This window comes from Flavobacterium sp. 103, assembly GCF_003096795.1.
GTDB lineage: Bacteria > Bacteroidota > Bacteroidia > Flavobacteriales > Flavobacteriaceae > Flavobacterium.
Genome location: NZ_QENX01000001.1, coordinates 552,902 through 568,945 on the forward strand (window position 1 = coordinate 552,902; position 16,044 = coordinate 568,945).

Annotated in this window: 14 protein-coding genes; 11 read left to right on the top strand and 3 right to left on the bottom strand. The window is 33.1% G+C overall.

The window, feature by feature from the left end; genetic code table 11:
• Window positions 1-31: 31 nt before the first annotated feature.
• From C8C85_RS02190 to C8C85_RS02200, 3 genes are read left to right on the top strand one after another with little or no spacing between them, the layout of a single operon-like run.
• Window positions 32-583 carry an RNA polymerase sigma factor gene (locus tag C8C85_RS02190; RefSeq protein WP_116795608.1) on the top strand — a complete coding sequence of 184 codons (552 nt, stop codon included), beginning with the start codon at window positions 32-34 and terminating at the stop codon, window positions 581-583.
• 26 nt (window positions 584-609) lie between these two features.
• On the top strand, window positions 610-1,038 hold the full coding sequence (locus C8C85_RS02195) for a hypothetical protein (protein ID WP_116795609.1): 429 nt from the start codon (window positions 610-612) through the stop codon (window positions 1,036-1,038).
• Window positions 1,039-1,056: 18 nt separating this feature from the next.
• Window positions 1,057-1,542: a sensor of ECF-type sigma factor gene (locus C8C85_RS02200; RefSeq protein WP_254454504.1), complete on the top strand. Its 486-nt coding sequence runs from the start codon at window positions 1,057-1,059 to the stop codon at window positions 1,540-1,542.
• A 59-nt stretch (window positions 1,543-1,601) separates the two neighbouring features.
• Here C8C85_RS02200 and C8C85_RS02205 read toward each other — a convergent pair whose 3' ends face one another.
• Window positions 1,602-2,660 (bottom strand): WD40/YVTN/BNR-like repeat-containing protein, encoded by a 1,059-nt coding sequence (locus C8C85_RS02205; RefSeq protein ID WP_116795610.1) that lies wholly within the window; start codon window positions 2,658-2,660, stop codon window positions 1,602-1,604.
• Window positions 2,661-2,774: 114 nt separating this feature from the next.
• Between C8C85_RS02205 and C8C85_RS02210 the strand changes: the two genes are divergently transcribed.
• The 3 genes from C8C85_RS02210 (at window position 2,775) to C8C85_RS02220 (ending at window position 7,526) form a co-directional block, all read left to right on the top strand.
• Complete coding sequence (locus C8C85_RS02210) at window positions 2,775-4,082, top strand: hypothetical protein (RefSeq protein WP_116795611.1); 1,308 nt, start codon at window positions 2,775-2,777, stop codon at window positions 4,080-4,082.
• Window positions 4,083-4,208: 126 nt separating this feature from the next.
• A complete protein-coding gene (locus C8C85_RS02215) occupies window positions 4,209-6,179 on the top strand; it encodes a KUP/HAK/KT family potassium transporter (protein ID WP_116795612.1) in 1,971 nt (656 codons plus the stop codon).
• A gap of 108 nt (window positions 6,180-6,287) precedes the next feature.
• Window positions 6,288-7,526, top strand: a complete 1,239-nt coding sequence (locus C8C85_RS02220) for an RsmB/NOP family class I SAM-dependent RNA methyltransferase (RefSeq protein ID WP_116795613.1) — start codon at window positions 6,288-6,290, stop codon at window positions 7,524-7,526.
• A 121-nt stretch (window positions 7,527-7,647) separates the two neighbouring features.
• Here the strand turns inward: C8C85_RS02220 and rho are convergent, their stop codons facing one another.
• The gene (gene rho, locus C8C85_RS02225) at window positions 7,648-9,501 is read right to left on the bottom strand and encodes a transcription termination factor Rho (protein ID WP_116795614.1); all 1,854 of its coding nucleotides are present in this window, start codon (window positions 9,499-9,501) and stop codon (window positions 7,648-7,650) included.
• 181 nt (window positions 9,502-9,682) lie between these two features.
• Here rho and C8C85_RS02230 point away from each other — a divergent pair, with 181 nt between their 5' ends.
• From C8C85_RS02230 to C8C85_RS02240, 3 genes are all read left to right on the top strand, one after another.
• Entirely contained in the window at window positions 9,683-10,096 is a 414-nt protein-coding gene (locus C8C85_RS02230) for a DUF4293 domain-containing protein (RefSeq protein ID WP_116795615.1), read from the top strand.
• 157 nt (window positions 10,097-10,253) lie between these two features.
• Window positions 10,254-10,916, top strand: coding sequence for a response regulator transcription factor (locus C8C85_RS02235; RefSeq protein WP_116795616.1), 663 nt, complete (start codon window positions 10,254-10,256; stop codon window positions 10,914-10,916).
• Between the two features lie 47 nt (window positions 10,917-10,963).
• A complete protein-coding gene (locus C8C85_RS02240) occupies window positions 10,964-12,658 on the top strand; it encodes an ATP-binding protein (RefSeq protein ID WP_116795617.1) in 1,695 nt (564 codons plus the stop codon).
• Window positions 12,659-12,663: 5 nt separating this feature from the next.
• Here C8C85_RS02240 and C8C85_RS02245 read toward each other — a convergent pair whose 3' ends face one another.
• Window positions 12,664-13,161, bottom strand: coding sequence for a metallophosphoesterase family protein (locus C8C85_RS02245; protein ID WP_116795618.1), 498 nt, complete (start codon window positions 13,159-13,161; stop codon window positions 12,664-12,666).
• A 287-nt stretch (window positions 13,162-13,448) separates the two neighbouring features.
• Here C8C85_RS02245 and truA point away from each other — a divergent pair, with 287 nt between their 5' ends.
• Both truA and C8C85_RS02255 read left to right on the top strand, forming a co-directional pair.
• Window positions 13,449-14,189: a tRNA pseudouridine(38-40) synthase TruA gene (gene truA, locus C8C85_RS02250; protein ID WP_116795619.1), complete on the top strand. Its 741-nt coding sequence runs from the start codon at window positions 13,449-13,451 to the stop codon at window positions 14,187-14,189.
• A gap of 85 nt (window positions 14,190-14,274) precedes the next feature.
• Window positions 14,275-16,044 (top strand): ABC transporter ATP-binding protein, encoded by a 1,770-nt coding sequence (locus tag C8C85_RS02255; protein WP_116795620.1) that lies wholly within the window; start codon window positions 14,275-14,277, stop codon window positions 16,042-16,044.

Consider the following 16,044-nt stretch of genomic DNA (forward strand, 5'->3'; position numbering starts at 1 on the left):
TCATTCGCATCTAAGTTTAAAACAGGACAAATTGCAGGAAGAAAAGGAATTCATTGTTCGTCTATTGAACCCACAAACGCAAAATCAAGCGTTTCAAGAACTCCTGCATGGATATCAAAAACCGCTGTACAATCATATTCGGAACATCGTTTTGAGTCATGATGATACGGATGATGTTTTACAAAACACCTTCATAAAAGTATTTCAAAATTTGAAAAACTTTAAGGGTGAAAGCAAACTATTTTCTTGGATGTATCGCATTGCGACCAATGAAGCATTGACTTTTTTAAATCAAAAAGCAAGAAAAAGTGGTATTTCATCGGTTGAATTACAAAACAAGGCGATTGATAATTTGAAAGCAGACGTTTATTTTGAAGGGGACGAAATTCAAATCAAATTACAAAAAGCAATTGCGGTATTACCAGAAAAGCAACAATTAGTTTTTAAAATGAAATATTTTGAAGATTTAAAATACGAAGAAATTTCGGAAATACTAGGAACATCGGTAGGCGCATTAAAGGCATCTTATCATCATGCTGTAAAAAAAATAGAAGCTTTTGTAATTCTCCAATTAAACCTTTAAGTCAGGACGTAGTCAAATACACAATTATGAAAACATTTAAATTAGAAAACGGAACAAAAATAGATTCAGGATTTAAAACTCCAGACAACTATTTTGAAAATTTTTCGGCAAACTTGCTTCAAAAATTATCAGAAGAGCCAGTTGCAAAGGAAACCAAAGTGGTGTCTATTTTCAGAAAAAGAAAAACCGTTCTTATGGCTATTGCCGCAGTTTTTGTACTTGCTTTAATGATTCCTATAGCGTATCAAACAAATACAAAAAACAAAGAAGTAGATACGGTTACTTTAGAAAATTATTTAGCCGAAGAAACCAATCTGAATCAAGACGAATTAATTAGTGAAATTGAACCTGAAAACAGTACTATAATTTCAAACACAAAAGAATTAGAATCCGAAACACTTGAAGATGTTTTAGTTACCAATCCCAATATCGAAAATCTAGTAATTGAAAATTAAACTCAAAATTCTGCAAAAATGAATGTATTTAAAAAAATAAAAACCATGGACTTTAAAAAACTGTATCCCATACTATTTTTATTCTTATCCTTTAATTTTTACGCCCAAGGCGAAAGATTTAAAGAAAAAAGAGAGCAAATCAAAACAATGAAAGTGGCTTTTTTGACTAGCGAATTAAATCTTACTTCAAGTGAAGCCGAAAAATTCTGGCCTATTTACAACACCTTTGATGACAAGCAATTTGAATTGAGACATCAAAAAATGAAAGGCTATTTCAAAAGAATGCAAGATGATGAACTTGACAAATTATCCGAAAAAGATGCTGCTACGCTTTTAAATCAAATTGAAGACAGCGAAGAAGACTTGTTCAATCTAAGAAAAAAACTCACAATTAGCTTAAAAGAAATTCTTCCTTCGGTAAAAATAATAAAGCTCAAAAAAGCGGAAGAAGATTTCAACAGAAAACTACTGCAACAATATAAAGACAAAGGCTTAAAAAAATAGTTTTCTATTAATTCAAAACAATTCCCGTTTTATAAAATTCATTATAAAACGGGAATTTTCTATTTAAAACGAATTCGAATCATTTTATTACGACCAGCTGCAATTGCTGTACTCTCATCGATAAATCGAATAGTATATAAGCTTGGATCTTTACTAAACTGCACCCAATTTACACCACCATTTGAGGAATAATACAATCCCGAAGCTCCAACTGAAACAATTCCTTTCCCTTTGCTGTTAGGAACAAATTGAACACAGGAGGCATATCCAAAAGCTTCATTATTAGCTATAAGTTTCCAAGTTTTCCCACCATCATCAGTTATTGCTTTATTCTCAGAATTTTGATTTAACAACTCGTAATTACCACCCGATATAAATCCATTCTTAGAATCATTAAAATCAGCCGTAAAAATCCCAGTCATTTGTTTTCCTTGAATTATAGGCGTTTCGTAAACACTCCAAGAATTTCCTTTATCTGGTGAATAAAAAACTCTTGCTTTCTTTCCCCCGGAAACAATCCACGTATCATTTCCTTTTATAATTATATTGGTATTGCTTGCCGCAAAATGAGCTTCGCCTTCAAAAACTTTTGGAAGCTTATTATCTGGTAATTTATTCCAGGTATTTCCTCCATCATGCGTCCTTATTATAGAAAGACAATCTGTTATAGGATCTCCAATTGCAATTCCTTCTTTATCATTCCAAAACTGCATACTATCGTAAAAAACCTTTTTATTTTTCTCCTGATAGACCAATTTGGTTTTTTTTCCATCTTTGGTAATTTGATACAACAATCCGGGATTCGCTACACTTAGTACATATATATAACTAGAAGTTTTAGCAATGCTTCTAAATTCTATTTTCAAAGTATCTTCTACGATGGTGTTTTCATTTTTTTTATTGGATTGCAAATCATAACAACCAAATCGATTTTTGTCTCCCGCATACCAAATCTTATCGCGATCAAATACAATTGCTCTGATACTAATTTTATCTTGAAAAAGGGTATCGATTTGAATTGAATTAAAATTAGTTTGCTTTCCTTTATTTATATTCTGAGCTTCCATAAAACACAAACAACTAAAAAACAGCACAGTTACAGTAATTATTCTTAACATATCTTCTTTATTTTTTTCAAATATATAATTTTATCCCAGACATATTAAAGATAAAACTAATTTCTGGCACAATTGTTGTATATAATCTAACACAAACAATTAACCTATTAAGCCATGAAAACTAAATTACAATTTGCCGCCATTATCGCCGCCTTTTTTGCTTTTCAAATGAATGCACAAAACAGAACCACTATAAGCGCAACTAATTCCGAAATTAGTGATAATTTAGATTTAACTGCGGTGTCTTCTATCTTTGGGGAATCTGAAAACTTAAACGATTTTGAAAGAAGATTAAACGATCCAAAACTTCAAATTTCAAATTTAGATTTGAACAACGACAATCGTGTTGACTACTTAAGAGTAATCGAATCTGTTGAGAACAGAACGCACGTAGTAATTATTCAGTCAGTTATTGGTCGTGATTTGTACCAAGACGTTGCTACTATTGAAATCGAAAAAGATAGAAGTAATAAAATTTCGATTCAAATAGTTGGAAACGCATATATTTATGGGCAAAATTACATTTACGAACCTGAATATTGCTACACACCACAAATTTACGCATCATTTTGGGCCAGCTATTACAGACCTTACTATTCAACTTGGACTTGGAACTATTATCCAACATATTATTATGCATGGAATCCCTATCCGATATATAGATACAGACAAAATGTGTATGGTTGTGTAAACTATTACAACACCTATAATTATGTAAGTTACAGAAGATGTAACAGAGCACCGGCAATTTACAACAATTACAGCTGTAATAGTTATGAAAGACAATATCCACAATATGCATTTTCCCGAAGAAACAATATGGTTTCAAACCGATATGAGTTAGACAAAAGAAGATACAGCACTAATAATGGATTAAAAAATGAAGTAGCTAACACCAGAAACAATCCAGGGTATTCCAGAAACAATATTAATTACAACGGTAATACTCAAAGAGAATACGCACAGAACAGAACTAACACTGCAAGAGTAGAGTCCCAAAGAGATTATACACAAAACAGAGTCAGTACTCAAAGAACAGAACCACAAAGAGAATACGCAGAGAACAGAGCTAGTTTCCCTAGAGAAAACAACACTCAAAGAGCGGAACCTCAAAGGGATTATTCTCAAAACAGAACCATTACTCCTAGAGAAAACAACACTCAAAGATCAGAACCTCAAAGGGATTATTCTCAAAACAGAACCAGTTCTCCAAGAGAAAACAACACTCAAAGAGCAGAACCTCAAAGGGATTATTCTCAAAACAGAACCAGTTCTCCAAGAGAAAATAACACTCAAAGAACTGAATCTCAAAGGGATAATTCTCAAAACAGAACTAGTTCACCAAGAGAAAATAACACCCAAAGAACTGAATCTCAAAGAGGTAACGATTATGCAGCGAGAGGCAATAACAGAAGAATCTAAATAAATTTAAAAAAGCGAAAAAGAGGCTTAATAGTAACATATTAAGCCTCTTTTATTATTTTAAAAAATAAGTCCTTTTATTATGTTAAAAACAGTAAATTTGTCGAGTTTTTATAAAAATAATACATGAGCGCAACGCACAAAGACCTCCATAGTAAATTAACTCTGGGTGGGTTATTAATTTCTTTAGGAATAATTTATGGAGACATTGGAACTTCTCCATTATACGTAATGAAAGCCATACTTGGCGAATACATAATAAATGCCGATGTTGTTTTAGGAGGTGTATCCTGTGTGTTTTGGACACTTACACTGCAAACTACAATCAAATATGTCCTTATTACATTAAGTGCCGATAATCATGGAGAAGGTGGGATTTTTGCCTTATATGCCTTGGTTAAAAAAACAAAAATCAAATGGTTGATTGTCCCTGCAATTATTGGCGGAAGCGCCTTGCTGGCGGACGGAATCATCACCCCTCCCATCTCAGTATCGTCTGCTGTTGAAGGAATGAGAAGTTATTTCCCTCAAATTAATACGGTTCCTATAGTAATTGGTATTTTAGTAATGTTATTTACTATTCAGCAATTTGGAACTAAATTAGTTGGAAAGTTTTTTGCCCCTATGATGTTGATATGGTTTGGTATGTTGGCCGTTCTGGGCATAAACCAAATTTCTTTACATCCAGAGGTTTTTAAAGCCATTAATCCTTATTACGCTTATCATTTATTAAGTATTCATCCAGAAGGTTTTTTTGTATTAGGTTTTGTATTCCTATGTACCACTGGAGCTGAGGCTCTATACTCAGACATGGGACATTGTGGAAGAAAGAATATTAGAATAAGCTGGATTTTTGTAAAATTAGCTTTAGTTTTAAACTACTTTGGACAGGCAGCGTATTTAATTCATCACGAAGGAACTACATTACAAGCACTTGGAGGTGATTTTGCCAATCCATTTTACTTGATAATGCCGTTATGGTTTAAACCATTTGGGATTGTAATTGCGACTGTAGCCACTGTAATTGCGTCTCAAGCCCTTATTTCTGGTTCTTTTACATTAATCAATGAGGCAATGCGATTAAGTTTTTGGCCAAAAGTTAAAATCAAATATCCAACAGAGCTTAAAGGTCAATTATACATTCCTTCTATAAACTGGTTATTACTTATTGGTTGTATTGGTATTGTATTGCATTTTGAAGAATCCAGTAATATGGAACATGCTTACGGTCTAGCCATTATTCTATGTATGATAATGACAACCATATTGTTGAATTTCTATTTGATAATGAAACGTGTAAAATGGTACTTTTTTGTTCCTTTAATTACAATTTATATGTGTATTGAATTGAGCTTTCTTGCCGCAAATATTACAAAATTTGCAGAAGGTGGTTACGTTACACTTTTCATCGCTCTAGTACTTATCGGTGTAATGACAATTTGGTACAGAGCCAAACAAATTAACAAAAGTTACACTAAAGTTGTAAAAATTGACGATTACAAAAAAGTACTTAGTGAATTAAGTGCCGATTTATCTATTCCAAAATACGCAACCCATTTGGTTTATATGACCAATGCTAACCGTAGTGATGAAATAGAAGAAAAAGTAATGTTTTCTATCTTGCAAAAAAGACCAAAAAGAGCTGACATTTACTGGTTTGTTCACGTAAATATTTTATCTGAGCCTTATAAAACTGAATATAAAGTAAGAGAAATTCTTAAAGACGATTTATACCGAGTAGATTTCAATCTAGGATTCAGAGAGCCTACCAAAATAAACCTAATGTTTAGAGAAGTTATCAAAGACATGGTAAAAAATGGTGAGGTGGATGTTACCAGTAGATATGAATCACTGAATAAAAACAATATTATTGGAGATTTCAAATTCGTTTTATCTGAGAAATTCCTGTCAAATGACAGTGATTTATTATGGCATGAAAAACTAATTATGAATTCTTATTTCTTTATTAAAAAACTAAGTTTATCCGAAGAAAGTGCATTTGGACTCGACAGTAGTTCAGTGAAAATTGAAAAATTCCCAATGGTTCTTCACCCACCAGAAAACATCGGACTAACAAGAGTTTTTGTCAAAAACTAAAAACATTCATTCAAAAACACTGTTTCAATAACAGTGTTTTTTTTTTGATTAAAATATAAAACTTAGTTTTAACCAATAAATAGTACCTTTGCACTTCAATTATTTAAAATGAGATTACACAGAAATTTAGTTTATACTACTATTGATGCACTTAACGCTATTTTCAACGAAGGAGAATACGCCGACAAAGTAGTAGCAAGATCCCTAAAAAAAGACAAACGTTGGGGAAGTTCCGATAGAAAATTTGTAGCAGAAACCATCTACGAAGTCGTACGTTGGAAAAGATTATATGCAGAAATTGCCGAAGTAAAAGAACCTTATGACAGAGACAATCTTTGGAGAATGTTCTCAGTATGGGCAGTTTTAAGAGGATATCCAATTCCAGATTGGAGACAATTGGAAGGAACTCCAGAAAGAAAAATAAAAGGTCGTTTTGACGAACTATCAAAAATAAGAGCCCTAAAGGAATCTATTCCGGATTGGATGGATGAACTGGGTGTAAAAGAATTAGGCGAAAAAGTTTGGGCTACAGAAATAGCTGCACAAAACCAACCTGCCAAAGTTATTTTAAGAGTAAACACACTTAAAACTACCAAAGAAAACCTAAGAGCTATTTTGATGGATTTAAACATCGAAACAGAATTTCTAAAAGACCAACCAGATGCATTAGTTCTAAAAGAAAGAGCAAATGTTTTCTTGACGGATGCCTTCAAGCAAGGATTCTTTGAAGTTCAAGATGCCAATTCACAATTAGTAGCACATTTTCTGGATGTAAAACCAGGAATGCGAGTAGTAGATACTTGTGCAGGTGCAGGAGGAAAAACACTGCATATCGCTTCTTTGATGGAAAACAAAGGGCAATTGATTGCAATGGATTTGTACGAAAGCAAATTAAAACAATTAAAGCTTAGAGCCAAAAGAGACGGTGCTTTCAACATCGAATACCGTATCATTGATTCTACCAAAGTTATCAAAAAACTTCATGAAAGAGCCGATAGGGTCTTGATTGACGCCCCTTGCAGTGGATTAGGTGTACTTAAAAGAAATCCAGATGCAAAATGGAAATTACAACCCGAATTCATCGATAACATTAGAAAAGTACAGTCGGAAGTATTGGAAAGCTATTCAAAAATCGTAAAACCAGGCGGTAAATTAGTTTACGCAACCTGTTCCATTTTGCCTTCTGAAAATCAAGAACAAATTGCCCGTTTCTTGACAACTGATATTGGTAAACAATTCAATTTCATAAAAGACAAAAAAATATTAGCATCAGAGTCTGGTTTTGATGGTTTTTATATGGCTTTGTTAGAAAGAAAAGAAGCTGCAGAAAAACCTGAAAAGGTTTAAAGTTCTAAACCTTCAATATCATTCATAAAAAAGTCCTCGAAATCGAGGACTTTTTTTTGTTTGTTATTATATAAATGCAAAGCATTACATCTACATAATATATTTCTACAATATTATTTCATTAATCATTCATAGAGATTAAAAACTCATCGTTATTTTTGGTTTTCTTAAAACGATCATTGATAAAATCCATCGCTTCAACAGGGTTCATATCTGATAAATATTTACGCATAATCCACATTCTTTGCAATGTTTTTTGATCTAACAATAAATCATCACGTCTTGTACTGGATGATGTTAAATCAATAGCAGGGAAGATACGTTTGTTGGCAATTTTTCGATCCAATTGCAATTCCATGTTACCAGTCCCTTTGAATTCCTCAAAGATAACTTCGTCCATTTTGGAACCAGTTTCTGTCAAAGCAGTTGCAATAATACTCAAAGAACCACCATTTTCAACATTACGGGCAGCACCAAAGAAACGTTTTGGTTTTTGTAAAGCATTTGCATCAACACCTCCACTTAAAACCTTTCCCGAAGCTGGTTGCACTGTATTATAAGCTCTTGCCAAACGAGTTATAGAATCTAATAAAATAACTACATCATGGCCACACTCTACTAACCTTTTGGCTTTTTCCAAAACTATATTAGCAATCTTAACGTGTTCTTGTGGTTCTCTATCGAATGTAGATGCAATTACTTCCCCACGTACACTTCGTTGCATATCTGTAACCTCCTCTGGACGTTCATCTATCAATAAAACAATCAAATATACTTCGGGATGATTCGCTGCAATTGCATTCGCAATATCCTTTAATAACATCGTTTTACCCGTTTTTGGCTGTGCCACAATCATACCACGCTGTCCTTTTCCTATTGGAGAAAACAAATCAATAATTCGTGTTGAAATTGTACTTTGTTTTTCGGCTAATTTAAATTTCTCAGAAGGAAAAACTGGAGTTAAATGTTCGAAAGAAACTCTATCACGAACTACTTGCGGGTCATGCCCATTAATTTTTAAAACTCGTACTAACGGGAAAAATTTCTCTCCTTCTTTTGGTGGACGCACCACACCTTTTACGGTGTCTCCGGTTTTTAAACCAAACAAACGCACCTGAGAAGTCGATAAATAAATATCATCTGGTGAAGCTAAATAATTATAATCAGAGGAACGTAAAAAACCGTAACCATCAGGCATCATTTCAAGAACACCTTCGCTTTCTATAATCCCGTCAAATTCAAAATCAGCATCTTTGAAATTGCTTTTTTTGTTTTTAAAATTTGGGTTCTGATTGGGATTTTGGTTTGAGTTTGTGTTTTGGTTGGAATTTCCATTTTGGTTGGAATTTCCATTAGGATTTGGATTAACCTTAATATTTGGGTTTTGTCCTTTTTTATTTAACTGATTTACTTCGTCAGTTCGCTTACGCTCGAGTGGATTTATTTTTTTTTCAGGAACAGAACTTTCTGTTTTCTCTACAATTACATCTGAATCCGAATCTGATGGAGTTTCTTCGGAAACTGCAACTTCTTTCAAAGCCTCTTTTTCTCTTAGCAAAGCCATCTTTTTTTCATAAGCAGATTTGCTAAACTTAACAACTTTAACTTCCTTTTTTGAAGCAACTCCTTCTTCTTTAGAAATATCACTATTGGAAGAAATAACCTTCTCTTTTTTTTCAGGAACAGCCACTATTTCTTGGATTACCTCCTCTTCTACTTTAGTTTCCAACAAAACTGGAGCTTCGCTTTTTTGAATCGCCACTTTTTTTACAGGTGCTATTCTAGCTCGCTTTGGCTTCTCTTCTTCTGTCTCTTTCTCTACCGTGGGTTTAACGACAGTAGCAGCTTGATGATCTAAAATAAGACTAATTAAAGTATCTTTTTTTACACCGTTGAATTTTATGGTTTTAGCCGTTTTAGCTATTTCTTGAAGCTCAGCAAGCTTCATTTCTTTTAATACAGAAATATCAAACATGAATGTTCTATTTGTTTAATTAATTTGGAAATAATGCAAAAGATTTTTTAGGTAGTATCTTATTTTAATGAACCGCAGTATGAAGTGCTTACGGTAATGTTATGCAATAATACAAATAAAATTTATCATACAATAGTATTTATTAAAAAGAAAATATATTTTTGTACAACAATACAAAGACATGATACAAAGAATTCAAACCGTATATTTAATCCTTACCTTTTTGGTGGTAGGTGTCTTACCATTTATTTTTCCGCTGTGGACTTTAAGCGATGGTAAAGAATATTTTTTTATGCAAAACCAATTTTATGTAATATTGTTTGGCTTAAGTACTGCAATAACCATTTACAGCATAATATCATTTAAAAAAAGACAAACTCAATTTGTTGCCAACAGATTGACTATAGTATTAAATTTGATTTTATTAGGATTGTTTGTTTATCATTCACTAAATTTATCTGGAGAAACACCCGTTGTTTCTGAGAAAGGTATTGGGATGTTTCTACCTATCTTGGCCATTGTTTTCTTAGTTTTAGCTAACAAAGCCATCAAGAAGGATGAAGATCTTGTAAAATCTGTGGACAGATTGAGATAAACCTATAAAATTTAATTTATTAATGTGCGAAGAAATCCCGAATGTAACAGTTCGGGTTTTTTTATTAAAAGGATAATTTTTTTTTATTTGATAAATAAAAAAATAGTACAGATTAGGAATCTTTTTTTTTATAAATTTGAGTACTGTAATAGATAATATGACAAAGAATATACGAATTCATCTTGCCGATGATCACCAGATAATTTTACACGGTATACAAACTTTACTACAAACAATACCACATTTCGAAGTTGTTGGGTCATCGCTCAACGGAACAACTATTTACGATGACGTAACCAAGAATAAAGCTGATGTTCTTGTTTTAGACATTAGTATGCCCGAAAAAGACGGAATTGAAGTCGTTAAAGAATTTGCTCAAAAAGGTTTTCCTTGCAAAGTAATAATCCTTTCCAGTTATGATGATTTAAAATTAATTAAAGAAATCATGGACTTGGGAGTAAGTGGCTATTTGACCAAACAATGTGCCGGAGACAATATTATTGAGGCAGTTCAAGCTGTTGCAGATGGTGAAGAATATTTTTGCGAGTCCATTCGAGAAAAAATATTCTCAAATGCCACCAAAAACAATCCAAAACTAAACACTTACAAACCCAATATAAATCCATTACTGACCGAACGTGAAATAGAAATCATCATTTTGATTGCTCTGGAATATAGTGGTAAAGAAATAAGCGAGCAGCTTTTCATCAGTATTAATACAGTTGAAACGCATCGAAAAAACATTATGAAAAAATTAAAAGCAAAGAACACAATTGGCATTGTTAAGTATGCCATGAATAATCATTTAATTATATCTTAAGTTCGGAAAATTTCGAAAATTTATTTATCGCTTCTACAATAAATGGTATGCATCAAATTAGGTTTCGAATACTAATCATTTTTTTATTTCTAATCTATTTTAGTCAAACCTCACTCGCCCAAAACAAAACTCTATCACAAAAAGAAACTACTAAACTCATAAAAGATGCTAGGGCAAACAGAATTAATGGCGATTACGAAAACTCATTATTAAAATCAAGGGTAGCATTAGAGCAAGCCATTAAAAACAAAGATAACTCATTAATTGCTAATTGTTACTTAATCATAGCTTCCAATTTTGATGAACTAACAGAACCCTTAAAAGCGCTATACTATTACAACATTGGGCTTTACTATGTCAACAAAACAAACGACAACACTCTAAAAAATCAGTTCTACAATAACTTAGGCAACATCTATTGTTTTGACAAAAAACAATATGACAAAGGAATTTTTTATTACAAAAAATCGCTACAGCTTAGTCAGACAGTTCTTGACAGAAAACAAATATTCCTCACAAAACTAAATATTACTTGGGCTTATTTTGACATTGAAAAGTTTGCTGAAGGACTCACTTATTTGCGATATATCAATAAATACCAATCTATTGATGGAAATGACTCTACTATTGTAGCTTTGAATATGTTGAACGGTATGTACTATAGTTTTATCAACAACATTGAAAAAGCCACTTTTTATTTCGAAAAAGCCATTAAACTTGGCACTATTGGAAATGAGAAATCCGACCTGTCCTACTCCTATTTAGAATATTCAAAATTTTTAAATAAAATTAATCGGCCCAAAAAAGCCTATGAGAATCTCATGTTGTATTACAAAATTACCAATGAGCTAAACATAGAAGAAAAACTAACCAAAGCCAATGTCATAGGGGTGAATCTCGAAATTGACCATTATAAGAGAGAGATCGACAAGATTGAAACAACTTATAAAATAAAGCAGAACAAACTCATTCAAGAACAATCCAAAAATAAAAAAATTGCCATTATCGTACTTTTTCTTTTATTGTGTGTGATTATTTTCTTCTATTTTTTCGTTCAAAACATTCGTTTGAAACAAAAAAACAGACTCAAAGATATCCGAAGTAAAATACAGGAAAATATCATCAATGCTTCTATTGACGGACAAGAATTGGAACGAAAAAAAATCGCCTCTTTTCTGCACGACAACATCAGCTCCCTTCTTTCCTCGGCTGGTTTACATCTTAATGTTTTTACTTCAATCAATAAAGCCCAACCCGAAGAAATAAACAAAACAAAAGAAATCCTCGAAGAGGCGCACAATCAAATCCGAAACCTTTCCCATGAACTGATGCCTACTCTATTGGTTCGATTTGGATTATTATATGCATTGGAAGATTTATGTGAAAAAACATCCAATTCAAGAATTAAGATTAATTTTAATTCAAGCATCTCAATTAAAAAAAGATACAACGAAGATTTTGAAATGAAACTCTATTTTATAATTGCTGAATTACTGAACAATATCATAAAACACAGTGGAGCAACTACCGCAGATGTTACGATCAAAGAAATGGAAAATAAACTTTTTGTAGTAGTGTCCGACAATGGAAATGGTTTTATGGACAGTAAACTTGAAGTCACCGAAGGTTTTGGAATCAACCAAATTCGAGCAAGAATAAACAATATGAAAGGAGAATTTATTATTAATTCCACATTAAACAAAGGCACAGTGGTTAGCTTAAAAATTCCAATAGTATATTAAGAACACTATGCTTTTTTATCTATTTCGATAATCTCCAAATCTTTAATTGCCTCTCCATCTATTATAAAACGAAGCATTGTCCTCACCTGATGAAAACCACTTTTACCGGCAGCACCCGGATTCATGTGTAGCAGATTATTTTTTTTGTCAAAAATCACTTTTAGAATATGTGAATGTCCGCAAATAAACAACTTTGGCGGATTTGACGCTATTTCAGCTTTTAAAGACGGATTGTATTTCCCTGGATAACCGCCAATATGTGTGATCCAAACATCTACTCCTTCACAAAAAAAACGGTTGTGTAAAGGAAATTCCAAACGTGCTTGGGCATCATCAATATTGCCATAAACACAACGTAAAGGCTTCAACTTCTTTATGGTGTCCGTAACGACCAAATCCCCAATATCACCTGCATGCCAAACCTCATCAGCTTGTGCGACATATTTTAAAATCGTATCATCAATGTGACTGTGAGTATCAGAAAGAAGGAGAATTTTTTTCATATTTCTGGGAGCTATTTACTTCGTCAATTCGCTATGCTCGTGTCTGCTATCCGTTTCAATCCACGCCCAAAAGCGTGGGATTTCCACTTCTATCAGGGCTATGAGATTTAAGCAAAAATAGACATTCTAGTTTTAAATAAAAAACAACCAAACAAGATACATTCTTTGTAAATTTGCAACAAAAAAATAGCAGTTCTCAGTTATAGGTTGTCGGAATTCAAAATCTAAAATCTAAAATCTGCAATCTATCCCGATAGCTATCGGGACTGCAATCTAAAATCTGCACCTTGAGGTATTTTATAAAACTAGCTTACAACGGAACTCACTATCACGGTTGGCAATACCAACCCAATGCCGCCTCTGTTCAAGAAACAATGAACAAAGCATTTTCGATTATTCTCAATACCGAGATTAATCTTATGGGAGCTGGAAGAACAGATACTGGAGTTCACGCCAAAGAAATGTATGCCCATTTTGATTTGGAAAAACCATTTGATATTCCGAATATAATACACAAGCTAAATTCCTTTTTACCAAAAGACATTGTTATTTATGATATTTTCCCCGTTGATGATGAAGCTCACACTCGTTTTGACGCCACAAAAAGAACTTACGAATACCATATAAACACTTTTAAAGATGCGTTTCTTCAAGAGCAAAGCTGGTACTTTCATCAAAAACTGGATTTAGATTTAATGAACGAAGCTGCAAAATCATTGTTAAATCATACTGATTTTCAATCTTTTTCCAAGGTCAACACCGATGTAAATACCTTTGATTGTAGTATATTTGAAGCCTATTGGAAACAAGAGGATGAGAAATTAATTTTCACCATTTCGGCCAATCGTTTTTTACGAAATATGGTTCGTTCCATAGTGGGAACTTTAATTAATATTGGATTACACAAAATCACTTTGAATGATTTTGAATCGATTATTGAAAGTAAGAACAGAGACAAAGCTGGATTTTCGGTTCCGGCACATGGGTTATATTTAACCAAAATAGAATACGATTACATTACGAAATAGCCCTGATAGAAGCGGTATCCTTTTTATTTTTTCTTTAAAAATAAAAAGATACAAGCGGATAGCAGGAATAGCTCCAAAAAAATAAATGAAAGCAAAAGCATTTGATACCCGATTATTCAAGAGAATATTAAAATACACAAAACCCTATCAATGGCGTTTTAATGGCGTAATTATTTTCGCCATTTCATTATCGGTTTTTGCAGCACTTCGCCCCTATTTACTAAAACAAACTGTCGATAGTTATATCCAGCCCAAAGACCAAAACGGCTTATTGATGTATATCACTTTGATGGGAATTATACTTTTATTGGAAGTTTTTTCCCAATTTTTCTTTGTCTATTGGGCCAACTGGCTTGGACAGGATATTGTGAAGGATATTAGGGTAAAACTGTTCAAACACATTTTGAGTTTTAGGATGAAATATTTCGACTTGGTGCCTGTGGGCCAACTCGTAACTCGTTCTGTTTCGGATATTGAAGCGATTGCCCGTATTTTTAGCCAAGGATTATTTATGATTATAAGTGACTTGATGAAAATGCTGGTGGTTCTTATTTTTATGTTTTATATGAACTGGAAACTGACGTGGATTGTGATTGTCGCCATGCCAATCTTGGTTTTTATTACCCGTATTTTCCAAAAAAAGATGCAGGTTGCCTTTGAGGAAGTACGTACTCAAATTGCCAATATGAACTCTTTTGTTCAAGAAAGAGTTACAGGGATGAAAATTGTTCAGCTTTTTCACCGCGAAGACATTGAGGCAGAAAAATTCAGGGTAATCAACGACAAACACAATAGAGCTTGGATAAAAACCATTTTGTACAACTCTATTTTCTTCCCTATTGCTGATATCATTTCTTCGTTAACGCTTGGTTTTATTGTTTTATACGGAGGATTTCATATTTTAGAAGGTGATACTTCGACCACTTTTGGAGATTTATTTTCATATACAATGTTCATCGGAATGTTGTTTAATCCGTTACGTCAAATTGCTGATAAGTTCAACGAGATGCAATTGGGAATGATTGCTGCCAACCGTGTTTTTGACATATTGGACACACAAGACCAAATACAAGATACCGGAACCATCGAAGCGCCTTTATTTGACGGAGACATTCGTTTTGAAGAAGTTCGTTTTGGATATATTCCAAATGAAGAAGTGATAAAAGGGATTAATCTTGAAGTAAAAGCAAGTCAGACCATTGCTATTGTAGGATCTACAGGAGCAGGAAAATCGACGATCATTAATTTACTGAATCGTTTCTACGAAATCAATAGTGGTTCAATATTTGTTGACAATCACAATATTGAAAATTATACTTTGAGTTCGTTGCGTAAGCAAATTGCTGTGGTTTTGCAGGACGTATTTCTTTTTGCCGATACCATTTACAATAATATTACACTAAACAATCCCGAAATTACTCGTGATCAGGTTTTGGCTGCAGCCAAAAAAATTGGTGTTCACGATTTCATTATGAGCTTACCCGATAATTATGATTTTGATGTAAAAGAACGTGGCGTGATGCTGTCCTCGGGTCAACGACAACTCATTGCTTTTTTACGGGCGTACGTTAGCAATCCGAGTATTCTTATTCTGGATGAAGCCACATCGTCAATCGACACTTATTCTGAGGAATTAATTCAACGGGCAACTGAAACCATAACCAAAGGCCGAACATCCATCGTAATTGCACATAGATTAGCAACCATTGTCAATGCCGATAAAATTGTAGTTATGGACAAAGGTCTGATTGTAGAACAAGGCACCCATCAGGAATTAATAAACCAGGAAAAAGGGTATTATAAGAATTTGTATGATTCGCAGTTTAGCACTTCCAGTTCGGACACTTTTTTATAA

What these genes read in the sequence shown, in the direction of transcription:
- C8C85_RS02195 (WP_116795609.1), top strand. Translation starts at nt 610, where the DNA reads ATGAAAACATTTAAATTAGAAAACGGAACAAAAATAGATTCAGGATTT.
- C8C85_RS02200 (WP_254454504.1), top strand. Translation starts at nt 1,057, where the DNA reads ATGAATGTATTTAAAAAAATAAAAACCATGGACTTTAAAAAACTGTAT.
- C8C85_RS02205 (WP_116795610.1), bottom strand. Translation starts at nt 2,660, where the DNA reads ATGTTAAGAATAATTACTGTAACTGTGCTGTTTTTTAGTTGTTTGTGT.
- C8C85_RS02210 (WP_116795611.1), top strand. Translation starts at nt 2,775, where the DNA reads ATGAAAACTAAATTACAATTTGCCGCCATTATCGCCGCCTTTTTTGCT.
- C8C85_RS02215 (WP_116795612.1), top strand. Translation starts at nt 4,209, where the DNA reads ATGAGCGCAACGCACAAAGACCTCCATAGTAAATTAACTCTGGGTGGG.
- C8C85_RS02220 (WP_116795613.1), top strand. Translation starts at nt 6,288, where the DNA reads ATGAGATTACACAGAAATTTAGTTTATACTACTATTGATGCACTTAAC.
- rho (WP_116795614.1), bottom strand. Translation starts at nt 9,501, where the DNA reads ATGTTTGATATTTCTGTATTAAAAGAAATGAAGCTTGCTGAGCTTCAA.
- C8C85_RS02230 (WP_116795615.1), top strand. Translation starts at nt 9,683, where the DNA reads ATGATACAAAGAATTCAAACCGTATATTTAATCCTTACCTTTTTGGTG.
- C8C85_RS02235 (WP_116795616.1), top strand. Translation starts at nt 10,254, where the DNA reads ATGACAAAGAATATACGAATTCATCTTGCCGATGATCACCAGATAATT.
- C8C85_RS02240 (WP_116795617.1), top strand. Translation starts at nt 10,964, where the DNA reads ATGCATCAAATTAGGTTTCGAATACTAATCATTTTTTTATTTCTAATC.
- C8C85_RS02245 (WP_116795618.1), bottom strand. Translation starts at nt 13,161, where the DNA reads ATGAAAAAAATTCTCCTTCTTTCTGATACTCACAGTCACATTGATGAT.
- C8C85_RS02255 (WP_116795620.1), top strand. Translation starts at nt 14,275, where the DNA reads ATGAAAGCAAAAGCATTTGATACCCGATTATTCAAGAGAATATTAAAA.